This window comes from Miltoncostaea oceani, from assembly GCF_018141545.1.
GTDB classification, from domain to species: domain Bacteria; phylum Actinomycetota; class Thermoleophilia; order Miltoncostaeales; family Miltoncostaeaceae; genus Miltoncostaea; species Miltoncostaea oceani.
In genome coordinates this window covers 1135957-1156861 of record NZ_CP064356.1, presented here as the reverse complement: position 1 = coordinate 1156861, position 20905 = coordinate 1135957, and the positions used below count along the sequence as shown (strand labels likewise).

Genomic DNA, 20905 nt, shown 5'->3' with positions numbered 1-20905 from the left:
CGTATGGTCGGACCATGAGTGACGACGAGGAGCTCCGCTTTGAGATCAGCGCGCATGCCCGTCGGCGGATGATCCTGCGGAACGTGAGCGGCCGGCAGATCGCCGCGATTCTCGTCCTCTGCTCTCGCCCGATCGATCAGGGGGACGGAACGCGCCTATACCGGGCCTTCGTCGACAACCGCAACCTCGGAGTGGTCCGCGCCCACGATGGGGTCATCGTGACCGTGCTGGACTTCGACGGCTCCGGCTGATTCGCTGAGACACGTGAAGCCTCTTCGCGTCGAATACGACCCGGTTGTCGATGCCCTCGCGATCGACTTCCCCGGCTTTGGAGCAGGAGCCTCGGCGCGCATGGTGCGCCTTGATCGCGACCGGGCCCTCGACTACGACGCCAGCGGGCGCCTGGTGTCGATCGAGCTGCTGAATGTCTCCCGTGGAGTTGATCTCACGGATCTGCCGGAGGCGGAAGTCATTACTCGCGCTCTCGACCTACTTGCTGTGGGGCGCTCCGCCGCCTGAAGGCTCCCGGCTCGGGAAGCGCTATCTGCTCTGCCGTACTCGTAAATGCGCGATGAGGCTTCTCGCCTCCAGCTCGAAGCGCTCAGCTGAGGTGCCCTCGGACGAGGCGTTGATGGCTATCGCCGTCGGGAGCGGCAGAAGCTAGGAGCGGAGCGACGTTCCTTCGGGGTTCGCTTGAACCACGGCAGACCCGAGCCCCCAGCGAACCGAATCCGGGTCACACCGAGCGACGTCGGTCACCCGGCACTCGGCAGCTGCCGGGTCCGCAGACGCCGCGTCGGCTCCGGGCCCGGGCGATCAGGACGACCGCGGCCACGAGCGCGCTGACGAGCAGCGCGCCGCCAAGGCCCCCGATGAGGCCACCGACCCCGGCGCCGGCGACCACGCCGACGATCAGGGGACCCGCGGCGCAGCAGACCACCGCCAGCCCGGCGGCCCCGACGGCGACGAGCGCTCCAAGGCGTCCCCTTGCCCTCTTGGCCGAGTCGGTCATGGCATCCCCTCAGAGGGCATCGGCTGACGTTGACGTCGTTCGGGCATGCCGTCCGCCGCCATCAGTCCCCGGCCCGACGATCCGACAGCAGCCGATCTCCGCAGCGTTGTCGGTCAGGAGATCGCGACCGCGCCCGATGAGCTCCGCTACCCGAGGGTCGGCGACCTCGTAGTAGGTGCGCCGGCCCTCGATGCGCGCGACCGCGACAAATCCACACCACGACAGGCAGGCCAGGTGCTCGGAGATCCTGCTCTGGGTGGCGCCCAGGCGACGCACCAATTCCATCTGGTGAAGCTCGCCCTCCTCGATAAGCAGCTCGAGGATCCGCAGGCGATTGGCCTCGCCGAGGACGCGGAACAGCCGCGCCATCAGCTCGGTGTCAGGCAGTGCGCACGGGGGCGCTTCGATGATCCGGGGACGTGCGATCGGCACACCTCTCTTTCATCCGCTAATCTCGATGATACGTGAAAACAGATGAATAGCAACGGGCGGACGCTCGAGAGCGATTCGGGCGCCGGCCACCGCGACGAGGGGTTCGGGATGACGCGACACCAGGCAGACGTTCACGGGATGACCTGCGACCGCTGCGCCGTGCACGTGCGCGAGGCGCTCGAGGCAGCCGGCGCCGAGCGCGTCGAGGTGTACTGGCGCACCGGGCGCGCGCTCCTCGACGCGGACGACGCCGCCGAGGCGGGCCTTCGGGCGGCCCTCGACGGCACCCAGTACCGGCTCGCCGGCATGCGCGAGATCGACGCGGGCGCCGGTGAGGCGCGTGGTGACTTCGACGTCGACCTGCTCGTGATCGGCTCCGGCGGCGGGGCTTTCGCGGGCGCCATCCGCGCCCGCGACCTCGGTCGTAGCGTCCTGATGGTCGAGCGGGGCACCACCGGCGGCACCTGCGTCAACGTGGGCTGCATCCCCTCCAAGGCCATGCTCGTCGACGGTCTCGCCGCCCACGGCGACCCCGAGCGGATGCGCTCCGCCCAGCTCCGCAAGCGGGCCCTCGTCGAGCGCCTTCGCGCCGACAAGTACGAGCGCCTGGTGGACGAGTACGGGATCGGCTTTCGCCGGGGTCACGCGGAGCTCCTCGACCCGCACACGGTGAGCATCGCCGGTGAGACGGTGCGCGCCCGGGCGATCCTCCTGGCGGTCGGCGGCCGGCCCTCGGTCCCCGCCATCGCCGGCCTCGAGGCGGCCGGCTACCTGACCTCGACCTCGGCCCTCGAGCTGGAGCGCCCGCCCGCGCGCCTGGCCGTGCTCGGCACCGGCTCGGTCGGCCTCGAGCTCGGCCAGATGCTGGGCGACTTCGGCGCGCACGTGACCTTCATCGCCCGGCACCGACTCGTGCCGGCCGCCGAGCCGGAGGCCGCCGAGGTGATCCGCGAGGCGCTCACCGGGGCCGGACACGCCGTGCTCGAGCACCACACGACGCAGGCCGTCACGCTCGAGGGGGACACGAAGGTCCTGCGCGGCCGCGACGGCGAGGGCAGCGCGTTCGAGGTGCGGGTGGACGAGATCCTGCTCGCCACCGGCCGCACGCCCAACACCGACGGCCTCGGCCTCGAGCGGGTCGGGGTCGAGACCGACGCTGCCGGCCACATCCTCGTCTCGGCCGAGCAACGCACCAGCGTCCCCAGCGTCTTCGCCGTGGGCGACTGCACCCAGCAGCCCGAGTACGTCTACGTCGCGGCCGCCGGCGGGGCGGCGGCCGCCGAGAACGCCTTCGGCGAGGGCGGGCGGCGGCTCGACTTCGGCTCGCTGCCGCGGATCATCTTCACCGAGCCGACCATCGCGTCCGCCGGGCTGACCGAGGCGATGGCGCGCGAGGCCGGGTTCGAGGTCGAGACCCGCGTGCTTCCGATCGAGGCCGTCCCGCGGGCGCTCGTCAACGGCGACACCCGCGGCTTCGCCAAGCTCGTCGCCGACGCCGACAGCGGTCGGCTGCTCGGGGCGACGGTCGTTGCCTCCAACGCGGCCGACGTCGTCCTGGCCGCCACGATCGCCATCGAGCGCGGCATGAGCGTCGAGGAGCTCGGGGCCGTCTGGGCGCCATACCTGACGATGGCCGAGTCGCTGAAGCTCGCGGCCCAGACCTTCACCCGGGACGTGTCCAAGCTCTCCTGCTGCGCGGCGTAAGCACCGCCCGGGTCCCCGGCCGCCCCGGCGCGTGAGGCGCCCGCATCGCGGGAACCTCATTGCGGACCCCCGGCCACGATGGGCGGGCGCCCGTCACGGCGACCGCTTGGCCCCCGCGTGCACCCACGTCTGTCGTCCCCACCGAGGAGATCGCCAGTGACCGAGTCATTCGACGCCGTCGTGATCGGAGCCGGCCCAGCCGGGGAGGTGGCCGTCTCGCGCCTCGCGGCGGGGGGTATGCGCGTCGCGCTCGTGGAGCGCGAGCTGGTCGGGGGCGAGTGCGCCTACTGGGCCTGCATTCCCAGCAAGACCCTGCTGAGGGCGCCCGAGGTCCGGGCGGAGGCGCGGCGCACCGCGGGGGCGTCCGAGCCGGCACTGTCCTGGAGCGAGATCTCCGCGTACCGCGACTTCATGGTCCGCAACCTCGACGACACCGCGCAGGTCGCCGGCTACCGCGAGAGGGGCGTCACGGTCCACCGGGGCGCCGCGCGCATCCTCGGCCCGGGTCGCCTGGAGGTGGCGGGCGAGCTCCTCGAGACCCAGCGCATCGTGGTGGCGACCGGAAGCGAGCAGATCGTCCCGCCGATCGAGGGCCTCGAGGAGGCCGGCTACTGGACAAACCGCGAGGCGACCACGACTGCCGACCTCCCCGAGAGCCTGGTCGTGCTCGGTGGCGGACCGGTGGGAATCGAGCTCGGGCAGCTCTTCGCCCGGCTCGGCGCCGACGTGACCATCGTGCAGGCCGCCGAGAGGCTCATCCCGCGCGAGGATCCGGCGGTCGGCGAGATCATGCTCAGCGCCCTGCGCGAGGAGGGGATCGACCTGCGGCTGGGCGCGCGGGCGACCCGGGTGTCGCGGCGAGGGGACCATCGCGTGGTCCATCTCGAGGATGGCGGCCAGGTGAGCGGGCGCCAGCTGCTGGTGGCGACGGGCCGCCGCCCCCGGGTCGCGGGCCTCGGCCTGGAGAGCCTTGGGGTCGAGGTGAGCGAGAGGGGCGTCGCGGTCGACGAGCGCTGCCGCGCCGGCGAGGGCGTCTGGGCGATCGGCGACGTGACCGGCGTGATGCTCTTCACCCACGTCGGCATGTACCAGGCGCGCATCGCCTGCGAGGACATCGCCGGGCGGGCTGCCCGGGCCGACTACTCGGCGATCCCCCGCGTGGTTTTCTCCGATCCCGAGATCGCCGCCGTCGGGCTGAGCGCCGACCAGGCCCGCGAGCGCGGCCTCGAGGTGCTGACCTCCCGTCTCGAGCTGGCCGACTCGATCGCCCGGCCCTGGACCTACGAGCGCGATCCGCGCGGGACGCTCGGCCTCGTGGCCGACGCTCGCGAGCGGGTGCTGGTGGGCGCATGGGCGGTCGCGCCGCTCGCGGGCGAGTGGATGCACCAGGTCGCCCTCGCGGTGAAAGCGAGGATCGGCCTGGACGTCCTGCGCGACACGGTGGCCCAGTTCCCGACCTACAGCGAGGCGATCGCGAAGGGGGTCGAGGCACTGGACGTGTCAGACACGCCGGGCTAACCGGCTAACGCTCCAGCCCGAACCCTCGCTCGAGTTCCACGACTCGGCGCATCAACTCGAGCGCGCGCGACTGGTCGGGACGAGCGAGCGTTTCCATCATGCGAACGAGGTCGCCAGCCGAGGCGACCTGCGGGCGGAGCCCGTCCCCGATGTGGAGGCGCTCGGCACGTCGCCGCAAATCCTCGTAGCCGCGGGTGCCGGCAGGAGCTCGCACGATCGCGATCGCGCCGGTCGGGCCCTCGAACCGGGTGATGCGGGCGGGGTTGCGATCGGGGCGATCCATGGGCTGCATCTCCGCACCAACGCGAGCCAGCGCACTCGTGACGGCGCGCATGTTGTCGACGTTTTCGAGCGGGGTGATGTCGAGGCCACGTGTCACCTCGTCGGCGCCCTGCATCACCCGCGCGAGAGCGCCGATGACGACGTACTGCGCCCGGACAACCTCCAGCTCGTGGAGGGTTGCATACGGATCGAACGTGCGCTGTCCGCTCGGGCCGCTCATCCCTTCCCGAGGCGATCGAGCATGCGCTGCACGCGCTGCTGGGGGGTGAGGAGCTGCAGCTCGCGGAGGCGAGCCTCTCGGTTCTCGTCGGGCTCGAACAAGACGAGGGCGAGAGACAGGTCGAATCCGCAGGCGCGGAGGACGCGGCGCACTGTTGAGAGTCCCGGCTCGACCTCGTCCAGTTCCCAGCGAGCGATCTGCGATCGCGGCATCGAAAGGCGCTCGGCGAGCTGCGCCTGGGAGTAGCCAGCCCGGGACCGTGCGGTCCGTATGAGCTCGCCGCTAGTCATCCCCGCCAGCCTACCCCTCGGACTTGCAAGTGTGTTCGGTCACACTTACGCTAGCGCCAGAGGCTGAGAGACCATGACGACCCTCCCCACCTTCCTCACCGCCGACGAGCTTGCGCTCGTGCTGCGCTGTCAGCCCGAGAAGGTCTATCGCCTTGCCGCGCGTGGTGAGCTTCCCTCCTACAAGGTCGAGGGACGGCGGCTGTTCGATCAGGGCGAGGTCGTCCGCTGGCTGGAGAGCCGGCGGGTCGTCGCTCCGCCTGAGTACCGCTGAGCGACCGTGGCCTCGATCCGCGCCTACGAGACGGCCAAGGGTGAGCGCCGCTACGAGGTCCGCTTTCGCGATGGTGGACATCGTGAGCGCTCCCGGGTCTTCTCCGTTCACAAGGACGCGCGGGCCTTCAAGCTCGATGTCGAGCGGCGCGCGCAGGCGGGCCTGCTCTACCAGGCGCCGCCGGAGCGATTCGGCCTGATCGCGCAGGCGTGGCTCGAGCGGTACATCATCGGAGCCGCTGGAATGGTGCGGCCACGCCCGAAGTCGATCCGGCTCGCCGAGGACTGCCTGAGCGCCCTGAAGCCGCTGAACGACCTCTCCGTCGAGCGGTTGCGCCGTCCCGCCGTCGAGGACCTGATCGCGACGATCGCCGAGCGTGCTCCACGCCGCGCGGAGATGGCCCTCTCCCTCCTGAAGCGAATCCTCCGCGACGCGGAGGAGCGCGGCCAGGTGATCGACCCCGGGGTCCATCGGATCCGGATCGCCAAGGCGGAGGAGCGCGAGCCGCGGTTCCTCACCTGGGCGGAGGTGGACGAGCTGCGCTCGTGGATGCCGGAGTACGTCGCCCGGATCGCGCCGATCGCTGTCCTCACGATGCTCCGGCGGGGCGAGGTGCTCGGGCTGCGCGACACGGACATCGACCTGGAGGCCGGCTCGCTCGCCGTCTTCACGCAGCGCCAGGACGGCGCGCGCGTCGCGACCAAGACGCGGGCCGGTCGACGCTCGGTCGACGTCGGCCCTCGCATCGTCCGTCTCATCCGCGAGCAGCAGCTCGTCCGGCAGCCCAGCGCCGACGGCTACCTCTTCCCCACGCGCGCCGGCACTCCCTTCGACGCGGACAACTTCATGCACCGGGTCTTCAAGCCGGCAGCCAAGGCAGCAGGCATCCCCGAGCTGACCTTCCACGACCTGCGCCACACCGGCGCCTCGCTGATGATCGCGGCCGGTTGCCACGTGAAGGTGATCGCCGAGCAGATGGGTCACTCGGACGGTGGCGGGCTCGTCCTGAAGCGCTACGGACACCTCTACAAAGGGGCTCGACTGGCTGCGGCCACCGAGCTGGAGGCCCACGTCTTCGGCTCTTCGCCCGATCACTCTGTGGGATGGACGTGGGATGAACGCCAGATGGGGCTCGATCTCGATGCCCGCTAGAACGAGAAAAGCCCCCGGTTTACGGGGGCTTTCCGGAGAGCGGATGATGGGACTCGAACCCACGACCTTCTGCATGGCAAGCAGACGCTCTAGCCAACTGAGCTACATCCGCAGCGTCGCGGGAGTGTACCGGTCGGGAGGGGGCGCCTCAATCGCCGCGGGGTCGCGGGACGCCCCGGGGGACGTCCGTCAGGCGTTCTGCCACGGGTCGGTGTCGGCCTCGGCGAAGCGGACCTCGACGCCCTCGGGCGCGAGCGCCCGTTCGAGCTGCTTCGTCCACCGCTTCAGCGCGACGCGCTCGGCGCGGGCGTGGGGCAGGTGCACGAGGGGGAGGCCCTCCGCCCGGTCCGCGTCGTGGTACTTGAGGTCGCTCGTGACGAAGGCGTCGGCGCCGCCGGCGCGGGCGTCCTCGATCATCGACGCGCCCGACCCGGTGCAGCACGCGACGCGCTCCAGGCGGGTCCAGGGGTCGCCGGCGTACGTGACCTCGCCGCCGAAGCCCGCGGCGACCCGCGCGACGAGGGCGGACAGGTTGCACGGCCGGACCGCGCCGATGCGCCCCAGCCCCGCGTCCGGGTCCCCCGCGTCGGGCCGCAGCGGCGCCGCGGGGCCGATGCCGAGGACCTCGCACATCACGTCGTTCAGGCCGCCCCGTGCCGCGTCGAGGTTGGTGTGGGCCGCGATGATCGCCACCCGGTCCTCCGCGGCGCGGAGCACCAGCTCCCCCGCGGCGCCGTGGTCGGTCACCGCAGAGAGGCTCGGGAAGATCGGCGGGTGGTGGGTGAGCACCGCGTCGCAGCCGTGCTCGCGCGCCTCCCCCAGCACCTCGTCGCGGAGGTCCAGCGCGACCATCACCCCGCGCAGCGGCTGGTTGTGGCGCCCGACCAGCAGGCCGACGTTGTCCCAGTCCTCGGCGAGCGCCGTCGGGGCGAGGCGCTCCACCGCGGCGACGAGGTGGGCGACGAGCATCGGCGCATCGTAGGCGCTCGGGGCGACCCCGTGAGGGGCCCGTCAGGCGACGGCCTCCTCGGCCGCCTTCCGCGCGAGGTGCGCCGGCACCTGCGCGTAGTGGTCGAACTCCATCGTGTAGTCGCCGCGGCCCCCGGTCATGGCGCGCAGGTCGGGGGCGTACTCGAGCATCTCCGACATCGGGACCTCGGCCCGCACCACCTCGTCGTGGCCGCGCGCCTCCATCCCGAGGGGGTGCCCCCGGCGGGAGCTGAGGTCGCCCATCACGTCGCCGACGTTCTCCGCCGGCACCGTGATCTCGACCCGCATCACCGGCTCCAGCAGCACCGGCCGCGCCGCCGCGATCGCCGCCCGCACGCCGAGGGAGCCGGCGATCTTGAACGCCATCTCCGACGAGTCGACCGGGTGGTGCTTGCCGTCATAGAGCGTGACCCGCACGTCCACCACCGGGTAGCCGGCGAGCTCGCCCCGCTGCAGCGCCTCCGCGACGCCCTTCTCCACCGCCGGGATGAACGCCCGCGGCACCGCCCCGCCGACGACCTTGTCGACGAACTCGAACCCCCCGCCCCGCGGGAGCGGCTCGACCCGCAGCCAGCAGTCGGCGTACTGCCCCCGGCCGCCGCTCTGCTTCTTGTGCTTGCCCTCCGCCTCCGCCTGGCCGGTGATCGTCTCGCGGTACGGCACGTGCGGGGGCGCGAGGTCCATCGCGACGCCGAACCGGCGGTCGATCCGCTCGGCAACGACCTCCACGTGCATCTGGGAGAGCCCCGCCAGGATGAGGTCCCCGGTCTGCTCGTCGTGGTGGACGTCGATCGTCGGGTCCTCGTCGCGCATCCGCCGCAGCGCCGCGTTGAGCTTGTCCTCCTCGCCGGCGACGTGGGCCGTCACCGCGAAGCTCATCACCGGCGGCGGCAGCTCCAGCGGCGCGAACGCGACCGGCACGTCGCCGGTGGTGAGCACGTCGCCGGTGCGGACCTCCTTCAGCTTCGCCACCGCGCCGATGTCGCCGGGGCCGATCTCCGCGAGGGGGACGTGCTCCTTGCCCTGGAGGGTGAACAGCTGCCCGACGCGCTCCTTCGCCCCCGACCCGGCGACGGTGGCGTGCCCGTCGGACGCGAGGACCCCGGTCAGCACCCGCAGCAGGCTGATGCGGCCGCTGAACTGGTCGGCGACGGTCTTCACGCACACCGCGACCGCGGGTCCGTCCTCCGACACCGCCAGCGCCACCGGCTCCCCCGTCGCCGGGTCCCGCGCCCCCCGCACCCCGGCGGTCACCGGCGACGGCAGCGCCTCGGTGACGAGGTCGAGGAGCCGGTCGATGCCGATCCCCGGGTCGCCCGCCGCGCACACCACGGGGGCGATGCGCCCCTCCGCCACCCCGCTGAGGATCGCCCCGATCAGCTCCCCGGTCGTGATCTCCTCGCCCTCGAGGTACTTCTCGATCAGCGCGTCGTCCTTCTCGGCGACGACGTCGATCAGGTGCTCCCGGGCGGCCTGCGCCGGGCCCGCCACCTCGTCGGGGATGGGGCCGGTCACCCCGTCGAGGGCGCCGTCGGCGTACGTCGTGGCGGTCATCGAGACCAGGTTCACGACGCCGCGGAAACCCGACTCCGACCCGAGGGGGAGCTGGATCGCGACGGTGCCGGGGGCCATCGCCGTCAGGGAGGCGAGCGCGGCGTCGAAGTCGGCCCGCTCCCGGTCGAGCATGTTCACGACCGCGGCGCGCGGCAGCCCCTGCGCCACGGCCCGCGCCCACAGGCGCTCGGTCTGGACCTCCACCCCCGCCGTCCCGTTCACGACCATCAGCACCGCGTCGACCGCCCGCATCGCCGCGATGGTGTCGCCCTGGAAGGATGCGTCGCCCGGCGTGTCGACCAGGTTGACCTTGACCCCCTTCCACGTCAGGTGGCAGAGAGAAGCCGAGATCGACATGCCGCGGCGGTGCTCGTCGGGGTCGGGGTCGCAGACGGTGGTGCCGTCCGCGACGCGTCCGCGCCGGTTCGTCGCGCCGGCGGCGTGGAGCATGGCCTCGACCAGGCTCGTCTTGCCGCTGCCGCGATGCCCGAGCACCGCGACGTTCCGAAGCTGGGCAGGATCGGGATGCGCCATCAGCTTGTGCCTTTCACTACAAGGCCGGGAGCCGCATCCTCCGCCAGCGATCAGTCCTGGTCAACCTCCCCGTCACCCTGCAGGCGCCCCTTCAGGCGCAGGATCGCCTTGGTGTGGAGCTGGCTGACCCGGCTCTCGGTGACGCCCAGGACGTCGCCGATCTGCCGCAGGGTGAGGCCGTCGTAGTAGTAGAGCGCGACCACGATCTTCTCGCGCTCGGGGAGGCGGGCGATCGCGTCGGCGAGGGTGTCGCGGAGCACCGTCACGTCGAGCAGGTCGGCGGGGTTGGTGACGCGCGAGTCGCTGATCGTGTCGATCAGTGAGAGGGGCTCACCGCCCGACGACACGCTCCACGTCTCGTCCAGCGCGACGATCGAGGAGTTGGAGATCTGGGTGATCGCGGCCTGGAACTCCTCGAGCTCCATCCCGAGCGCCGCGGCCAGCTCCTCGTCGGTCGGCGCGCGCTGCAGCCGGTGCTCCAGCTCGGCCGACTTGCGCTCGATCTCGCGGGAGCGGGCCCGCACCGAGCGCGGCACCCAGTCGAGGGAGCGGAGCTCGTCGATGATCGAGCCCTTGATGCGCGCCACCGCGTACGTCTCGAACTTGACCTGGCGGCCCGGGTCGAAGCGCTCCACGGCGCCGATCAGGCCGAGGAGGCCGTACGAGATGAGGTCGGTCTCCTCGACGTGCGCGGGCAGGTGGCTGTTCATGCGGCCCGCGACGTACTTCACCAGCGGGGCGAAGGTGAGGATGAGGCGGTCCTTCGCCTGGCTGTCGTCGCGCTCCTTGTAGCGCTTCCACAGCATCCGCAGCTCCTCCTCGCCCTGGGCGGCGCCGGCGTTTCCGCGGCGGAACGCGTCCCAGGTCACGGGAGTGGCGTGAGGGTCGGCATCCCGGCCAGTTTAGTGATCGCGTCCGGCCGGGCCGCTCACAGGGCCCGCGGGGGCGTCCGCTCGAGCCACATCAACAGGGCGATGTCGATCGCGGCGAGCACCGCGATGACGGCGCCCATCGAGAACGCGAGCACCGTGTCGTCCTCCCCGCCGCCGATGACGATGCCGATCACGATGGTGCCGGCGAACCAGATCAGCGCCCGCGGGAGGCGCCACGCGTAGGCGTGCCCGAGGCCCGGGAGCAGCAGGCTGAGGAGCACCGAGATGATCACGGCCCTCCGCGTCGTGGGCCGGGGCGGCGGCGTCTGGCGGCGGACGCTCACGCCGCGACCGCCTCTCCCTCGCGGGCCCACGCGACCGGGCCGCCGAAGGCCTCCGCGGCCTGCGCGACCGCCGCGTCGCGGTCGTACTCGGGCTGGCCGTGCACGAGCACCAGCCGTCCCGCGCCCGCCCGTGCGGCCATCTCCCCGGCGCCGCGGCCGTTGAGGTGCGCCAGCCCGTCGGGCACCTCCTCCGCCCCGAACGTGCACTCGCAGACCAGCAGGTCGCAGTCGCGGGCCAGCTCGGGGAGCGCGTCGTTGGGGCCGCAGTCGGCGCCGAGGCAGATCGACGCGCCGCCGTGGTCGACGCGCACGGCGTGCGTCGGCGGCAGGTGCGGGACCTCCCGGTGCCGCACGACGAGGCCCCCGCCGAGGTCGATCTCGCCCTCCCCCGCGCGCAGGTCCTCGAAGTGGAGGGCGTCCCAGCCGACGGACCCCGAGAAGTCCTGCAGCCGCGCGCGCAGGCCGGGCGGGCCGGCGACGCGGAGCGTGCGCCCCACCCCCGGCCCCCACGCCATGTAGACGCGCAGCGCCATCAGGTCGACGCAGTGGTCGGGGTGCATGTGGGTGATGACGACGGCCTCCAGGTCCTCGGGCGCCATGACGCCCATCAGCCGGTTGAGGGCCCCGGCGCCCATGTCCACGACGAGCGCCCGGCCGCCCGCGCGGACCAGGTGGCAGCTCTGCGCCTCGCCGGGCCGCGCGTAGGCCGCGCCGATCCCGAGGGGCACCAGCTCGAGCGACGGGTCCGTCACGTTCGTGCTCGCCCCCGCATCGGCGGCCATGCTATACCGCCGTGATGCCCCGCCCGAGCCGACGTGCGCCGCTCCGCCTGCTGCTCGCGGCCGTCGCCGTGGCGGGTGCCCTGCTGCTCGCGGGCTGCGGTGGCGGCGACGGCGGCGGCGAGGACCTCACCGGCGACCTGACCGCCCAGCAGCTGCTGGACCGCAGCGGCGAGGAGTTCGCCGGCGTCGAGTCGTTCCGCATCGCGATCGAGGCGGCCGGCGGGATCGACCTGGCCGACGCCGGGGCCGTGCCGGGCGGCGCCCTGCTCGCCGGCGACCTCGACATCTCGGGCGAGGGCCCGGTGCAGCCGCCGGACCGCGCCTCCATCGACGCCCGCATCGCCCTCTCGGGGCCGACGCTGCAGGGCAACCTGACCCGCGTCGGCGACGAGGTCTACGTCGGGGTGCTGGGACAGGACTTCCGGGTCGCCCTGCCGCCCGCGCAGGTCGCGCTGCTCGACCTCGGGGCCCTCTACCCCACCCTGACCGGCTGGGCCACCGAGCCCGTCGAGGACGCCCGCGAGGACATCGACGGGACGCCGACGGTGAAGGTGACCTCGCAGCTCGACCCGGCGGAGGCGCTCGCGGACCTCGGTCCGCTGCTCGGCACCGGCACCGTCACCCCGGAGCAGGCCCGCGCCGCCGTCTCCGAGGGCACCCTCGAGACCTGGATCGGGACCGAGGACCTCCTGCCGCGCCGCATCCATCTCGTGCTGACCGGCGACGGCTCCGCCCTGGGGCCGCAGGCCGGCGTCGGCGCGTTCGACATCGACCTCACCGCCGACCTCTCCGCGTACGGCGAGCCGGTGGACATCCAGGCGCCGCGCGACGCCCAGGAGCTCGACCTCGACCAGCTCGGCGGGTTCGCGGGCGGCTGACCGCGGGGCGGGCCTCAGCCGGCCGGCCGCTCCATCCGCTCCAGCTCCGCCAGGTTGCGCCGGTCGAAGTCGTCGTCCCCCGCGGGCGACGCGAGGAAGGCGGCGAGGATCTCCTCCCCCACCGCCGGGCTCGTCAGGCGCAGCGACAACGCGAGCACGTTCGCGTCGTTGTAGCGGCGGGCCATCCGGGCGGTCTCGGCGTCGGCGCACAACGCGGCCCGCACGCCGGGCACCTTGTTCGCGGCGATCGACGCGCCCGTCCCCGACCAGCAGCACACGACGCCCCGCTCGGCCTCGCCCGCCGCGACGGCCCGGCCGACCGCGGCGCTCGCCGCCACCCACTCCTCCCCGCCCCCGGCGGGCGGCCCGTGCAGGGTCACCTCGTGGCCCGCGGCGCGCAGCGCCGCGACCAGCGCGTCGGTGAGCGGGGTCACCTCGTCCGAGCCGAGCGCGATCCTCGTCATGCGTCCTCCCGGTGCGGCCGCCGCTAATCTCGCAGGGATGATCATCCGTGGAGGGACCTTCGGCCCGGTGGCCACCAACACCTACGTCGTCGCCGACGACCGGGGCGGCTCGGCATGGGTCGTCGACCCCGCCCTCGGCAGCGCGGCCTGGGTGGCGCAGACGCTCGAGCGGCTCGAGGTGACGCCCGTCGCCGTGCTCGACACGCACGGCCACTGGGACCACGTCGTCGAGAACCACGTCTGGGCCGAGACCGGCCTGCCCGTGTGGGTCGGCCGCGGCGACGAGGACTGGCTGGCGGCGCCCGCGCCCTTCAACCCGGCGCTGTTCGGCAACCCGCCGCCCACCCCCGGCGTCACGCCCGCGCGGATCCTCGAGGACGGCGACGTGCTGGAGCTGGGCGCGTTGCGGTTCCGCCTGATCGCGACCCCGGGGCACTCCCCCGGCTGCATGGTCGCCCTGGAGGAGACCGAGGGCGAGGCCCTCGTCGGCGACCTCGTCTTCGCGCAGGGCGTCGGCCGCACCGACTTCCCGCGGAGCGATCCCCGGGCGATGCTGGCGAGCCTCGAGCGGTTCTTCGCCGAGGTCCCCCGCGACGCCCGCATCTACCCCGGCCACGGGCCGTGGGCGGTCACGGTGGCCGACGCGGAGCCGTACGCGCGGATGTTCATGTGAGCGGCGCACCGACCCGCGAGGGGATCCTCGCCGTCCTCCGCGACGTCCACGACCCCGAGCTGCACCGCAGCATCGTCGACCTCGGCATGGTCGGCGACGTCACCGTCCGCGGCGGCCGCGTGGACATCGCGATCCGCCTCACCATCGCGGGCTGCCCGCTGAAGGCCGAGATCCAGCGGCGCGTGACGGAGGTCGTCACCCCCCTCGCCGGGGTCGAGACGCTGTCGATCACGATGGACGCGATGACCGACGAGGAGCGGCACCGCCTGCGCTCCGGCCTCACCGGCCCGGACCGGCCGTCGCCCTTCCAGGAGGGCGGCCGCACCACCGTCATCGGCATCGCCTCGGGCAAGGGCGGCGTCGGCAAGTCGAGCATCACCGCGAACCTCGCCATGGCCCTCGCCGGCCGGGGCGCCACCGTGGGGCTCCTCGACGCCGACGTCTACGGGTACTCGATCCCCCGCATGATGGGCGTCACCCGGCCCGCCGTCGCCGTGGACGACCTGATGATGCCCGTCGAGGCGCACGGGGTCCGGATGATGTCGATCGGCTTCCTCACCGAGGAGGACAGCCCCGTCATCTGGCGCGGGCCGATGCTCCACAAGGCCCTCACGAGCTTCATCACCGAGGTCTGGTGGGACGACCCCGACTACCTGCTCGTCGACCTGCCCCCCGGCACCGGCGACGTGGCCCTGTCGCTCGCGAACCTGCTGCCGACGTCGTCGTTCGTGATCGTCACCACCCCGCAGCTCGCCGCGCAGCGCGTCGCGCGCCGTGCCGCCGCCATGGCCTCCCGCGTCAACCTCCCGGTGGCGGGCGTGATCGAGAACATGAGCTACTTCGTCGCGCCCGACACGGGAGCCCGGTACGAGGTCTTCTCGGGGGGAGGCGGGGCGCTGCTCGCCGCCGAGCTCGGGGTGCCGCTGCTCGGCCGGATCCCCCTGGAGCCGGCGGTCGCCGAGGCGGGGGACCGGGGCCTGCCCGTGGTGGCCGCCCACCCCGGCAGCCCGGCGGCCCTCGCGCTGATGGAGGCGGCCGACGCGATCGTCGCGGCGGTCCCCCGGCCCGCGCTCAGCCCTTCCTGAGTCGTCCGCCGCTGGTAGAGTCGTCCCCTCGCGCGGCGCCCCCGATCCCACTCCTGGCGCCGTCGTCCCCGACGCCCGAGGAACGCTGAATGGCCTACGTCATCACAGAGCCCTGCATCGGCACCAAGGACACCTCCTGTGCCGACGTGTGTCCCGTGGATTGCATCCACCCCGCCGCGGGTGAGGAGAACCACGACGAGGCCACGATGCTCTACATCGACCCCGCCGAGTGCATCGACTGCGACGCATGCGTCGAGGCGTGCCCGGTCGACGCCACCATGGCGGAGGACGACGTCCCGGAGAAGTGGGAGGTCTTCAAGGAGATCAACAAGGTCTACTTCGAGGACGGCCACGCCGCCGGCGAGAAGATGGTCGCCGACTACCTGGCCAGCAAGGCCTAGCAGGCACCGCGCCGCCGCCGGGTGACCCCCGGCGGCGGCTCAGCGGCCCCGGCGGCGACGCTGCCGCGCGATGAGCCGCCCCGCGAGCGCCGTCACGGTCGCGACCGAGATGCGCTTCACCACCGCCCGCGCCGCGAGCATGCCCAGCAGCGCGGCGGCGGCGACGATCACCACGGACGCTCCGAGGCCGGGACCGGCGCCCGCGACGGCCAGCACCAGCAGCACGAGCAGCGCCAGCCCCCCGAGGGTCAGGGCGGCTGCCCCGCCGAGGTAGAACGCGATGCGGGCGCGGACGATCTCCTCGCCGACGCGCCCCGCGGCGCGGGCGACGTCGCGGCCACGGCCGCTCACTCGTCCACCAGCGCGGGGCGGATCACGGGCGACGCGTGGTGCAGGGCGAGGTGCCACCCGGTGCCGTCGAGCACGAAGAGGTTCGTCGCCGCCACCTCGGCCACGGCCGTCTGGCCGCCCTCCCCCACCGCCGAGGTGATCCGCTCGACGCAGGTCACCCACGCGACCGGGTCGACGATCGACACGACGGCGTCGGCGATCTCGAACTCGATGTAGCCCGTCGCCGACATGATGGCGTCCCATCCGGCGGCGACCTCCTCCCAGCCGCGCTGCCAGGGGCCGCCGGGATGGACGCAGGCGGGCGCGGGCGACGACGCCCAGCACGCCTCCATCGCCCCGGCGTCGAGCGCCTCGAGGGCGTCGTAGAAGCGGCGGTTGGCCGCGAGGACCTGTGCGGCGATCGCGGGGCTGGTCAATTCATCCTCCGTCGGAGATCACCAAGGGTCTGGAGTTGCGCCTCGATCGCGGACGCGGCGGGATCGCCGGGCCGTGCCGCGAGGAACGCGGTGGCCGCCGCCTCCGCCTCCTCGTACCGCCCGGCGCCGGTGAGCAGCACGACCGAGCCGACCACGAGCTCGGCGTCGTCCGGCGCCACGATCATGCCGACCTCGACCGTCCAGAGGGCGGCGTCGAGCCGGCGGCGGCGCAGGTAGGAGCCGCGCAGGTTCAGCAGGGTGCGCGCCAGGATCGCCCGCGGGGGGACGGGGTCGAGGAACGCGGGCTGGAACGGCAGGCCGGACGTGCGCTCGACGAGCGCGGCGCAGTCGGCGAGGTCGAGGCGCCGCCAGCCGCCGAAGGGGTCGATGTAGACCGGCTCGGCGCCGCCCGTGTCGGCCACGATGAAGTGGCCGGGCATGCCGATGCCCGCCATCGGCGCCCCCACCCGCGCCGCCACGGCGAGCGCCAGGGTCGCGAGGGTGATGGGCATGCCGCGGCGCGTCGCGAGCAGGCGGTCGAGCCGGGAGTGGTCGGGGTCGTCGTAGTCCTCGGTGGCGCCGGTGAAGCCCTGGTCGCGCAGCACCGGGACGACGCCCCCCTCGCGGGCGAGCTGCGCGAGGCCCTCAACGTGGGCGAGCTCGGACGCCATGTCGAGGCCGTCGCCCGCCTCGGCGCAGATCAGCAGGTTCGCCTCGGCCAGGTCGATCGGCCCGTCGGCGAGCATCCGCGCGAGCCGTTCGCGGGTGGCGGCGCTCACGCGGCGCCCAGCAGCTCGGCGTCGACCGCGATGACGGCGGCGCGGCAGAGCGCCTGGACCGCCTTGCGGGCCGCGGCGGCGGCCGGTCCGTCGGCGTCGACGGCGACGGACCGTGCGAGGCGGGCGGCCTCCGCCACGTACGGGGAGGGCGGCAGGCCGTCGGCGTGCCGCGCCGCCTGCGCCAGGAGCGCCGGCGCGACGGGGTCCCGCCGCACCAGGGCGATCTCGCACTGGGCGAGGGCGGCGCAGAGGCGGACGGCCTCCCCGCGGGTCACGGCAGCCACCGGCGGAGGTTGCCGCCCATGACGCCGCCCGCCTCGTCGCCGGTCCAGCCGGCCACGCGCGCGGCCGCGGCGACGAGCGCGAGGGCGGTGCCGTGGTCCCCGTAGGGGCGGTCCGACCCGAAGACCAGGCGTCCGGGCGGCAGCGCCACCAGGTCGGCGAGCGCGGCGAGGGACGTGTCGAGCATCACCCCCGGCCAGCCGGCGAGGCGGGCCGCCAGGGCGCGGGCGTCACCGCGACCCGCGTGGGCCAGGACGATCCGGGCGTCGGGGACCGCCGCGACGAGGGTCGCGATCGGCTCCTCCAGCGCGCGGGCGCCGTAGCCGGCGTGGATCGTGACGGGCCACCCGCGCCCCGCGGCGTCCCGCACGGCCGCGACGAACTCCGGCGACTCGGGGCGCAGGCGCTGCGCGACGGGGTGCAGCTTCAGTCCGCGTGCGCCGTCGGCGGCCGCCGCCGCCATCGCCGCGTGCGCGCCGGGGCGTGAGGGGTCGATGCGGCAGAACGGGATGATCCGGCCCGGGTGGCGCCGGGCGGCCGCGGCGACCGCGGCGTTCGCGGCGGTGAACGCACCGTCGTCGCCGGGTTCGTTCGCGGGGAAGCAGACGGCGGCGGCGAGGCCCCACCGGTCGAGGTCGGCGACGAGGGCGTCGGCGTCCAGGGCGTGCCCGTCGCGGTCCCGGCCGATGTGGACGTGCGCGTCGACCCCGCCGGCGTACGGCAGGTCGCCGAGCCCGGCCTCCAGGTCCCGCTCGAGGCGCGCGAGCCCACCGGGGTCGGCCCCCGCCGCGTCCAGCAGGGCGGCGTCCTCGCCGAAGGGCCTCACGCGGCGCCCGGCCCGAGGTCCTCGAACGCCAGGATCGCGTCGCGCATCGTCGCCGGCATCCGCGACGGCCGGCCCCCGTAGGCCGACAGGCCGACGATCACGAGCCGGGCGTCCCCGACGTGCGCGGGGTCCGGCCCGAGGCGCTCCATCCGCAGGTCCAGCGTGTGGCTCGTCCGGCCGAGACCGCTCACGCGCACCAGCACCTCGACCTCGTCGTCGAACCGCGCGGAGGTGAGGTAGTCGATCTCCAGGGAGCGCACCACGAACAGGTGTCCCTCCGGGCCGAGTACCGGGATCCCGAGGTGGCGCCGGTGGGCGAGCACCGCCCGGTCGATGTGGACGGGGTAGCGGCCGTAGTAGACGACCTCCCCGAGGTCCGTGTCCGCCACGTCGACGCGCGAGCGCGCCGAGAACCGGTACGGGGGGACGCGGTCGGTCGGGCCGGCGTCGGCGGTGACCTCGCGCCGGGTCACGGGGCCCGCCGGCCGAGCAGCAGGTGGTGCCACCCCGCCGCGATCGGCACGACCCGCTCCAGCGGGCATCCCGCCGCGGCCATCCAGGCGCGGTAGTCGGCCTCGGGGTAGGCGTCCCCACCCGCCGTGGAGAGCAGCATCATCACCCCGAAGGCGGGGGCCTGGGGGCTCGCGCCGCCGAGCACCTCCTGGATCGCGAGGAGGCCGCGGGGCGCGAGGGCCGCGCCCGCCCGGGCGACGAGGGCGGCCGCCTCCGCGGGGTCGAGCAGGTGGACGACGTTGCCCATGTAGACGGCGTCCCACGGCCCGTCGGGGAGCCCGCGGGTGGCGTCGCCGGCGACGGTCGCGATGCCGGCGGCGTGCAGGTCGGGCGCGCCGATCTCGAGCGTGTCGGGCAGGTCGAGCACCGTGACGTCCCAGCCGGCCCCGGCGAGGCGGCGGGCGTAGGTGCCGGGCGCGCCGCCGACGTCGAGGAGCCGCCCGTGGCCCCGCGGCGGGCCGATCGCGACGGCGGCCTCGTCGGCGCGCGGGCCGGCGATCTGCCGCATCGCCCGCATGAAGCGCTCGCGGGTCGCGCGGTCGCCGCCGGAGACGTCGTCGGGGGGGTCGCCGGTGAGGAGCGTCTCCGCGAGGCGCAGGTGGCTGCGGATGGCGCGGGCGTCGAGGTGCAGCTCCCCCGCGGGGTCGGCCCCGTCGGGGGACGGGTCGACGAGCAGGGCCCCGGTGTCGGTGAGGGCGAGCAGCCCGCCGGGCGCGGCGCGGAGGTGGCCGGAGCCGACGAGCGCGGTGGCGACGATGCGGGTGGCGCGCGCGTCGAGCCCGGCCGCCCGCGCGGCGTCGTCGGGTGTCGCCGGGACGGCGAACGCGGCGAGCAGACCGGTCTCGAGGGCCGCGTGCGCGATCAGGACCGTCCGCCAGTCCCCGGGGCTCGGCTCGGGCATCGCCGGAGGCTAGCGGTCGGCGCTGCTACCCTGCCGTCCGTGGCACGATCGAGGAAGACGAAGAAGGGCGGCGGCGGGCGGCGGGCGAACTACGCCCCGGCCCCCGAGACCGTCGGCACCCGCAAGTACCTGCCGGTCGGCTGGGCCAACTGGGTCGGCTTCGTCATGTTCGGCCTGATCGGCATCGCGCTGTTCGCCGAGACGATCGCGGCGACCATCGAGGGCCGCGGCGCCGACCCGATCGCCGCCGCGATCATGACCGGCGTCTTCGCCGTCATGACCTACCTCTTCGCCACCACCCGCGTGAAGGACTGACCGCGGGCCGCCCCGGGGGGCGGCCTACTCGTCCTTCTTCTGCCAGAACCACTTGCGCTTGGGCGTCCCCTCCGGGGCGTCGGCGCCGGCGTCCCCGCCGATCTCGCCCGTCGGGGCGTCCGCGGGAGGCGGGGGTGGTGGCGGCGGTGGCGGCGCGTCCACGGGCGGGGGCGGCGGGACCTCGACCGGCGGGGGCGGGGGCGGTGGCGGCCCCGGGTCGACCGGGGGCGGGGGTGGCGGCGGCGGCCCGACGTCCACCGGCGGGGGTGGCGGCGGAGGCGTGCCGAGGTCGTCGACCGGGGGCGGGGGCGGCGGGGGCTCGCCGACGTCGACGGGGGGCGGCGGCGGGGTGAGCGGCGCCTCGGGCGCCGGCACGGCGGCGCGCGAGAACGTCGCGTACGCGTCCTCCTCCGGGGGCGGCGGCGGGGGTGGCGGATCGTCGGCCACCGGGGGCGGCGGCGGAGGGGGCGGCCAGTCGGGCGGCTCCACCGGGAACGGATCCGGTGCGGGCACGGCCACCGGCTCCTCGTCCGGGGGCGGCGGCGCGTCGTCCGGAGGGGGCGGCGGCGGGGGCTCCTCGACCACGAGGGGCTCGTCGGCCGCGAAGGGCTCCTCGTACCCGGGGGCGTCGTCGACGGGCGGGGGCGGCGCGACGGGCGGCGGGGGCGGCGGGGGCGCCTCCACGGGCGGGGGCGGCGGGGGCGGCGGCGGGTCGTCCATGACGATGGCGGGGCCGAAGACGGTCGCCGCGGGGGCGGGCGCCCACAGGACCCGCAGGTCCGTCGCGCCGAGGGTGAGCACATCGCCCGTCGCGAGGGCGGTGGGGCGGGCGATCCTCCGCCCGTTGACCGACGTCCCGCCCGTCGAGTCGAGGTCCTCGATCATCAGCAGGCCCGCGTCGACCCAGACCCGGGCGTGCCGCCGGGAGACGCGCGGGTCGGTGAGCACGATGTCGGCGGACGGGTCGCGCCCGATGCGCGCCTCGTCGCCCGCCAGCCCGTGCCGTGCGCCCTGGTCCCTGCCGCCCGTGACCTCGAAGACCTCGTCCACGGGCGCAACATCCC

29 protein-coding genes and 1 tRNA gene are annotated in these 20905 nt (G+C 74.4%); 11 read left to right on the top strand and 19 right to left on the bottom strand.

Annotated features, from left to right (window positions below; genetic code table 11):
- The first annotated feature begins 14 nt into the window (after window positions 1-14).
- Window positions 15-251: a DUF4258 domain-containing protein gene (locus IU369_RS05840; RefSeq protein ID WP_217923634.1), complete on the top strand. Its 237-nt coding sequence runs from the start codon at window positions 15-17 to the stop codon at window positions 249-251.
- Between the two features lie 13 nt (window positions 252-264).
- The gene (locus IU369_RS05835; protein WP_217923633.1) at window positions 265-519 is read left to right on the top strand and encodes a DUF2283 domain-containing protein; all 255 of its coding nucleotides are present in this window, start codon (window positions 265-267) and stop codon (window positions 517-519) included.
- Between the two features lie 217 nt (window positions 520-736).
- Here IU369_RS05835 and IU369_RS05830 read toward each other — a convergent pair whose 3' ends face one another.
- Window positions 737-1012 (bottom strand): hypothetical protein, encoded by a 276-nt coding sequence (locus tag IU369_RS05830; RefSeq protein WP_217923632.1) that lies wholly within the window; start codon window positions 1010-1012, stop codon window positions 737-739.
- A 9-nt stretch (window positions 1013-1021) separates the two neighbouring features.
- Entirely contained in the window at window positions 1022-1444 is a 423-nt protein-coding gene (locus tag IU369_RS05825) for a metalloregulator ArsR/SmtB family transcription factor (protein WP_217923631.1), read from the bottom strand.
- Between the two features lie 138 nt (window positions 1445-1582).
- Between IU369_RS05825 and merA the strand changes: the two genes are divergently transcribed.
- Both merA and IU369_RS05815 read left to right on the top strand, forming a co-directional pair.
- Window positions 1583-3148, top strand: a complete 1566-nt coding sequence (gene merA, locus IU369_RS05820) for a mercury(II) reductase (protein WP_217923630.1) — start codon at window positions 1583-1585, stop codon at window positions 3146-3148.
- Between the two features lie 156 nt (window positions 3149-3304).
- Window positions 3305-4666: a dihydrolipoyl dehydrogenase family protein gene (locus IU369_RS05815; protein ID WP_217923629.1), complete on the top strand. Its 1362-nt coding sequence runs from the start codon at window positions 3305-3307 to the stop codon at window positions 4664-4666.
- Window positions 4667-4670: 4 nt separating this feature from the next.
- Here IU369_RS05815 and IU369_RS05810 read toward each other — a convergent pair whose 3' ends face one another.
- Window positions 4671-5168 (bottom strand): hypothetical protein, encoded by a 498-nt coding sequence (locus tag IU369_RS05810; protein WP_217923628.1) that lies wholly within the window; start codon window positions 5166-5168, stop codon window positions 4671-4673.
- Window positions 5165-5458 (bottom strand): helix-turn-helix domain-containing protein, encoded by a 294-nt coding sequence (locus tag IU369_RS05805; protein ID WP_217923627.1) that lies wholly within the window; start codon window positions 5456-5458, stop codon window positions 5165-5167. The genes IU369_RS05810 and IU369_RS05805 overlap by 4 nt, the downstream gene beginning before the upstream one ends.
- 73 nt (window positions 5459-5531) lie before the next feature.
- Here IU369_RS05805 and IU369_RS05800 point away from each other — a divergent pair, with 73 nt between their 5' ends.
- Window positions 5532-5729: a helix-turn-helix domain-containing protein gene (locus IU369_RS05800; protein ID WP_217923626.1), complete on the top strand. Its 198-nt coding sequence runs from the start codon at window positions 5532-5534 to the stop codon at window positions 5727-5729.
- Window positions 5730-5735: 6 nt separating this feature from the next.
- Window positions 5736-6881, top strand: coding sequence for a tyrosine-type recombinase/integrase (locus IU369_RS05795; RefSeq protein ID WP_217923625.1), 1146 nt, complete (start codon window positions 5736-5738; stop codon window positions 6879-6881).
- Window positions 6882-6919: 38 nt separating this feature from the next.
- Here IU369_RS05795 and IU369_RS05790 read toward each other — a convergent pair.
- From IU369_RS05790 to IU369_RS05765, 6 genes are all read right to left on the bottom strand, one after another.
- A tRNA-Gly gene (locus IU369_RS05790) sits at window positions 6920-6993 on the bottom strand.
- Between the two features lie 77 nt (window positions 6994-7070).
- On the bottom strand, window positions 7071-7850 hold the full coding sequence (locus IU369_RS05785; protein ID WP_217923624.1) for a Nif3-like dinuclear metal center hexameric protein: 780 nt from the start codon (window positions 7848-7850) through the stop codon (window positions 7071-7073).
- 42 nt (window positions 7851-7892) lie between these two features.
- Window positions 7893-9959, bottom strand: a complete 2067-nt coding sequence (gene fusA, locus IU369_RS05780; protein WP_217923623.1) for an elongation factor G — start codon at window positions 9957-9959, stop codon at window positions 7893-7895.
- 50 nt (window positions 9960-10009) lie between these two features.
- Window positions 10010-10828, bottom strand: a complete 819-nt coding sequence (locus IU369_RS05775) for a FliA/WhiG family RNA polymerase sigma factor (protein WP_217923622.1) — start codon at window positions 10826-10828, stop codon at window positions 10010-10012.
- Between the two features lie 59 nt (window positions 10829-10887).
- Complete coding sequence (locus IU369_RS05770; RefSeq protein WP_217923621.1) at window positions 10888-11175, bottom strand: hypothetical protein; 288 nt, start codon at window positions 11173-11175, stop codon at window positions 10888-10890.
- The gene (locus tag IU369_RS05765; RefSeq protein ID WP_217923620.1) at window positions 11172-11957 is read right to left on the bottom strand and encodes an MBL fold metallo-hydrolase; all 786 of its coding nucleotides are present in this window, start codon (window positions 11955-11957) and stop codon (window positions 11172-11174) included. Before IU369_RS05765 ends, IU369_RS05770 begins: the two co-directional genes overlap by 4 nt.
- Before the next feature lie 14 nt (window positions 11958-11971).
- Between IU369_RS05765 and IU369_RS05760 the strand changes: the two genes are divergently transcribed.
- On the top strand, window positions 11972-12835 hold the full coding sequence (locus tag IU369_RS05760) for a LolA-like protein (RefSeq protein WP_217923619.1): 864 nt from the start codon (window positions 11972-11974) through the stop codon (window positions 12833-12835).
- A gap of 14 nt (window positions 12836-12849) precedes the next feature.
- Here the strand turns inward: IU369_RS05760 and IU369_RS05755 are convergent, their stop codons facing one another.
- Window positions 12850-13299 (bottom strand): RpiB/LacA/LacB family sugar-phosphate isomerase, encoded by a 450-nt coding sequence (locus tag IU369_RS05755; RefSeq protein WP_217923618.1) that lies wholly within the window; start codon window positions 13297-13299, stop codon window positions 12850-12852.
- A gap of 37 nt (window positions 13300-13336) precedes the next feature.
- On the opposite strand from IU369_RS05755, the gene IU369_RS05750 reads away from it, so the two are divergent.
- The 3 genes from IU369_RS05750 (at window position 13337) to IU369_RS05740 (ending at window position 15458) form a co-directional block, all read left to right on the top strand.
- Window positions 13337-13972, top strand: coding sequence for an MBL fold metallo-hydrolase (locus IU369_RS05750; RefSeq protein WP_217923617.1), 636 nt, complete (start codon window positions 13337-13339; stop codon window positions 13970-13972).
- Window positions 13969-15057: an Mrp/NBP35 family ATP-binding protein gene (locus IU369_RS05745; RefSeq protein WP_217923616.1), complete on the top strand. Its 1089-nt coding sequence runs from the start codon at window positions 13969-13971 to the stop codon at window positions 15055-15057. Before IU369_RS05750 ends, IU369_RS05745 begins: the two co-directional genes overlap by 4 nt.
- A gap of 89 nt (window positions 15058-15146) precedes the next feature.
- Window positions 15147-15458, top strand: a complete 312-nt coding sequence (locus IU369_RS05740; RefSeq protein WP_217923615.1) for a 4Fe-4S dicluster domain-containing protein — start codon at window positions 15147-15149, stop codon at window positions 15456-15458.
- Window positions 15459-15497: 39 nt separating this feature from the next.
- Here IU369_RS05740 and IU369_RS05735 read toward each other — a convergent pair whose 3' ends face one another.
- From IU369_RS05735 to IU369_RS05705, 7 genes are read right to left on the bottom strand one after another with little or no spacing between them, the layout of a single operon-like run.
- A complete protein-coding gene (locus IU369_RS05735) occupies window positions 15498-15809 on the bottom strand; it encodes a hypothetical protein (RefSeq protein ID WP_217923614.1) in 312 nt (103 codons plus the stop codon).
- Window positions 15806-16225 carry a nuclear transport factor 2 family protein gene (locus IU369_RS05730; RefSeq protein WP_217923613.1) on the bottom strand — a complete coding sequence of 140 codons (420 nt, stop codon included), beginning with the start codon at window positions 16223-16225 and terminating at the stop codon, window positions 15806-15808. The genes IU369_RS05735 and IU369_RS05730 overlap by 4 nt, the downstream gene beginning before the upstream one ends.
- Window positions 16222-17004 carry a transglutaminase family protein gene (locus tag IU369_RS05725; RefSeq protein WP_217923612.1) on the bottom strand — a complete coding sequence of 261 codons (783 nt, stop codon included), beginning with the start codon at window positions 17002-17004 and terminating at the stop codon, window positions 16222-16224. The genes IU369_RS05730 and IU369_RS05725 overlap by 4 nt, the downstream gene beginning before the upstream one ends.
- Window positions 17001-17288 carry a hypothetical protein gene (locus IU369_RS05720; protein WP_217923611.1) on the bottom strand — a complete coding sequence of 96 codons (288 nt, stop codon included), beginning with the start codon at window positions 17286-17288 and terminating at the stop codon, window positions 17001-17003. The genes IU369_RS05725 and IU369_RS05720 overlap by 4 nt, the downstream gene beginning before the upstream one ends.
- Window positions 17276-18112 carry an amidohydrolase family protein gene (locus tag IU369_RS05715; protein WP_217923610.1) on the bottom strand — a complete coding sequence of 279 codons (837 nt, stop codon included), beginning with the start codon at window positions 18110-18112 and terminating at the stop codon, window positions 17276-17278. The genes IU369_RS05720 and IU369_RS05715 overlap by 13 nt, the downstream gene beginning before the upstream one ends.
- Window positions 18109-18585 (bottom strand): acyl-CoA thioesterase, encoded by a 477-nt coding sequence (locus tag IU369_RS05710; RefSeq protein ID WP_217923609.1) that lies wholly within the window; start codon window positions 18583-18585, stop codon window positions 18109-18111. Before IU369_RS05710 ends, IU369_RS05715 begins: the two co-directional genes overlap by 4 nt.
- On the bottom strand, window positions 18582-19526 hold the full coding sequence (locus IU369_RS05705) for a class I SAM-dependent methyltransferase (RefSeq protein WP_217923608.1): 945 nt from the start codon (window positions 19524-19526) through the stop codon (window positions 18582-18584). The genes IU369_RS05710 and IU369_RS05705 overlap by 4 nt, the downstream gene beginning before the upstream one ends.
- A gap of 39 nt (window positions 19527-19565) precedes the next feature.
- On the opposite strand from IU369_RS05705, the gene IU369_RS05700 reads away from it, so the two are divergent.
- On the top strand, window positions 19566-19841 hold the full coding sequence (locus tag IU369_RS05700; protein WP_217923607.1) for a hypothetical protein: 276 nt from the start codon (window positions 19566-19568) through the stop codon (window positions 19839-19841).
- 24 nt (window positions 19842-19865) lie between these two features.
- Here IU369_RS05700 and IU369_RS05695 read toward each other — a convergent pair whose 3' ends face one another.
- A complete protein-coding gene (locus IU369_RS05695; protein ID WP_217923606.1) occupies window positions 19866-20891 on the bottom strand; it encodes an FHA domain-containing protein in 1026 nt (341 codons plus the stop codon).
- Window positions 20892-20905 lie beyond the last annotated feature (14 nt).

Bases quoted from the DNA above. Each gene is read 5' to 3' on its own strand.
- fusA (WP_217923623.1), bottom strand. From the start codon at position 9,959: ATGGCGCATCCCGATCCTGCCCAGCTTCGGAACGTCGCGGTGCTCGGG.
- IU369_RS05740 (WP_217923615.1), top strand. From the start codon at position 15,147: ATGGCCTACGTCATCACAGAGCCCTGCATCGGCACCAAGGACACCTCC.
- IU369_RS05805 (WP_217923627.1), bottom strand. From the start codon at position 5,458: ATGACTAGCGGCGAGCTCATACGGACCGCACGGTCCCGGGCTGGCTAC.
- IU369_RS05840 (WP_217923634.1), top strand. From the start codon at position 15: ATGAGTGACGACGAGGAGCTCCGCTTTGAGATCAGCGCGCATGCCCGT.
- IU369_RS05765 (WP_217923620.1), bottom strand. From the start codon at position 11,957: ATGGCCGCCGATGCGGGGGCGAGCACGAACGTGACGGACCCGTCGCTC.
- IU369_RS05705 (WP_217923608.1), bottom strand. From the start codon at position 19,526: ATGCCCGAGCCGAGCCCCGGGGACTGGCGGACGGTCCTGATCGCGCAC.
- IU369_RS05810 (WP_217923628.1), bottom strand. From the start codon at position 5,168: ATGAGCGGCCCGAGCGGACAGCGCACGTTCGATCCGTATGCAACCCTC.
- IU369_RS05750 (WP_217923617.1), top strand. From the start codon at position 13,337: ATGATCATCCGTGGAGGGACCTTCGGCCCGGTGGCCACCAACACCTAC.
- IU369_RS05785 (WP_217923624.1), bottom strand. From the start codon at position 7,850: ATGCTCGTCGCCCACCTCGTCGCCGCGGTGGAGCGCCTCGCCCCGACG.
- IU369_RS05830 (WP_217923632.1), bottom strand. From the start codon at position 1,012: ATGACCGACTCGGCCAAGAGGGCAAGGGGACGCCTTGGAGCGCTCGTC.
- IU369_RS05755 (WP_217923618.1), bottom strand. From the start codon at position 13,299: ATGACGAGGATCGCGCTCGGCTCGGACGAGGTGACCCCGCTCACCGAC.
- IU369_RS05760 (WP_217923619.1), top strand. From the start codon at position 11,972: ATGCCCCGCCCGAGCCGACGTGCGCCGCTCCGCCTGCTGCTCGCGGCC.
- merA (WP_217923630.1), top strand. From the start codon at position 1,583: ATGACCTGCGACCGCTGCGCCGTGCACGTGCGCGAGGCGCTCGAGGCA.
- IU369_RS05800 (WP_217923626.1), top strand. From the start codon at position 5,532: ATGACGACCCTCCCCACCTTCCTCACCGCCGACGAGCTTGCGCTCGTG.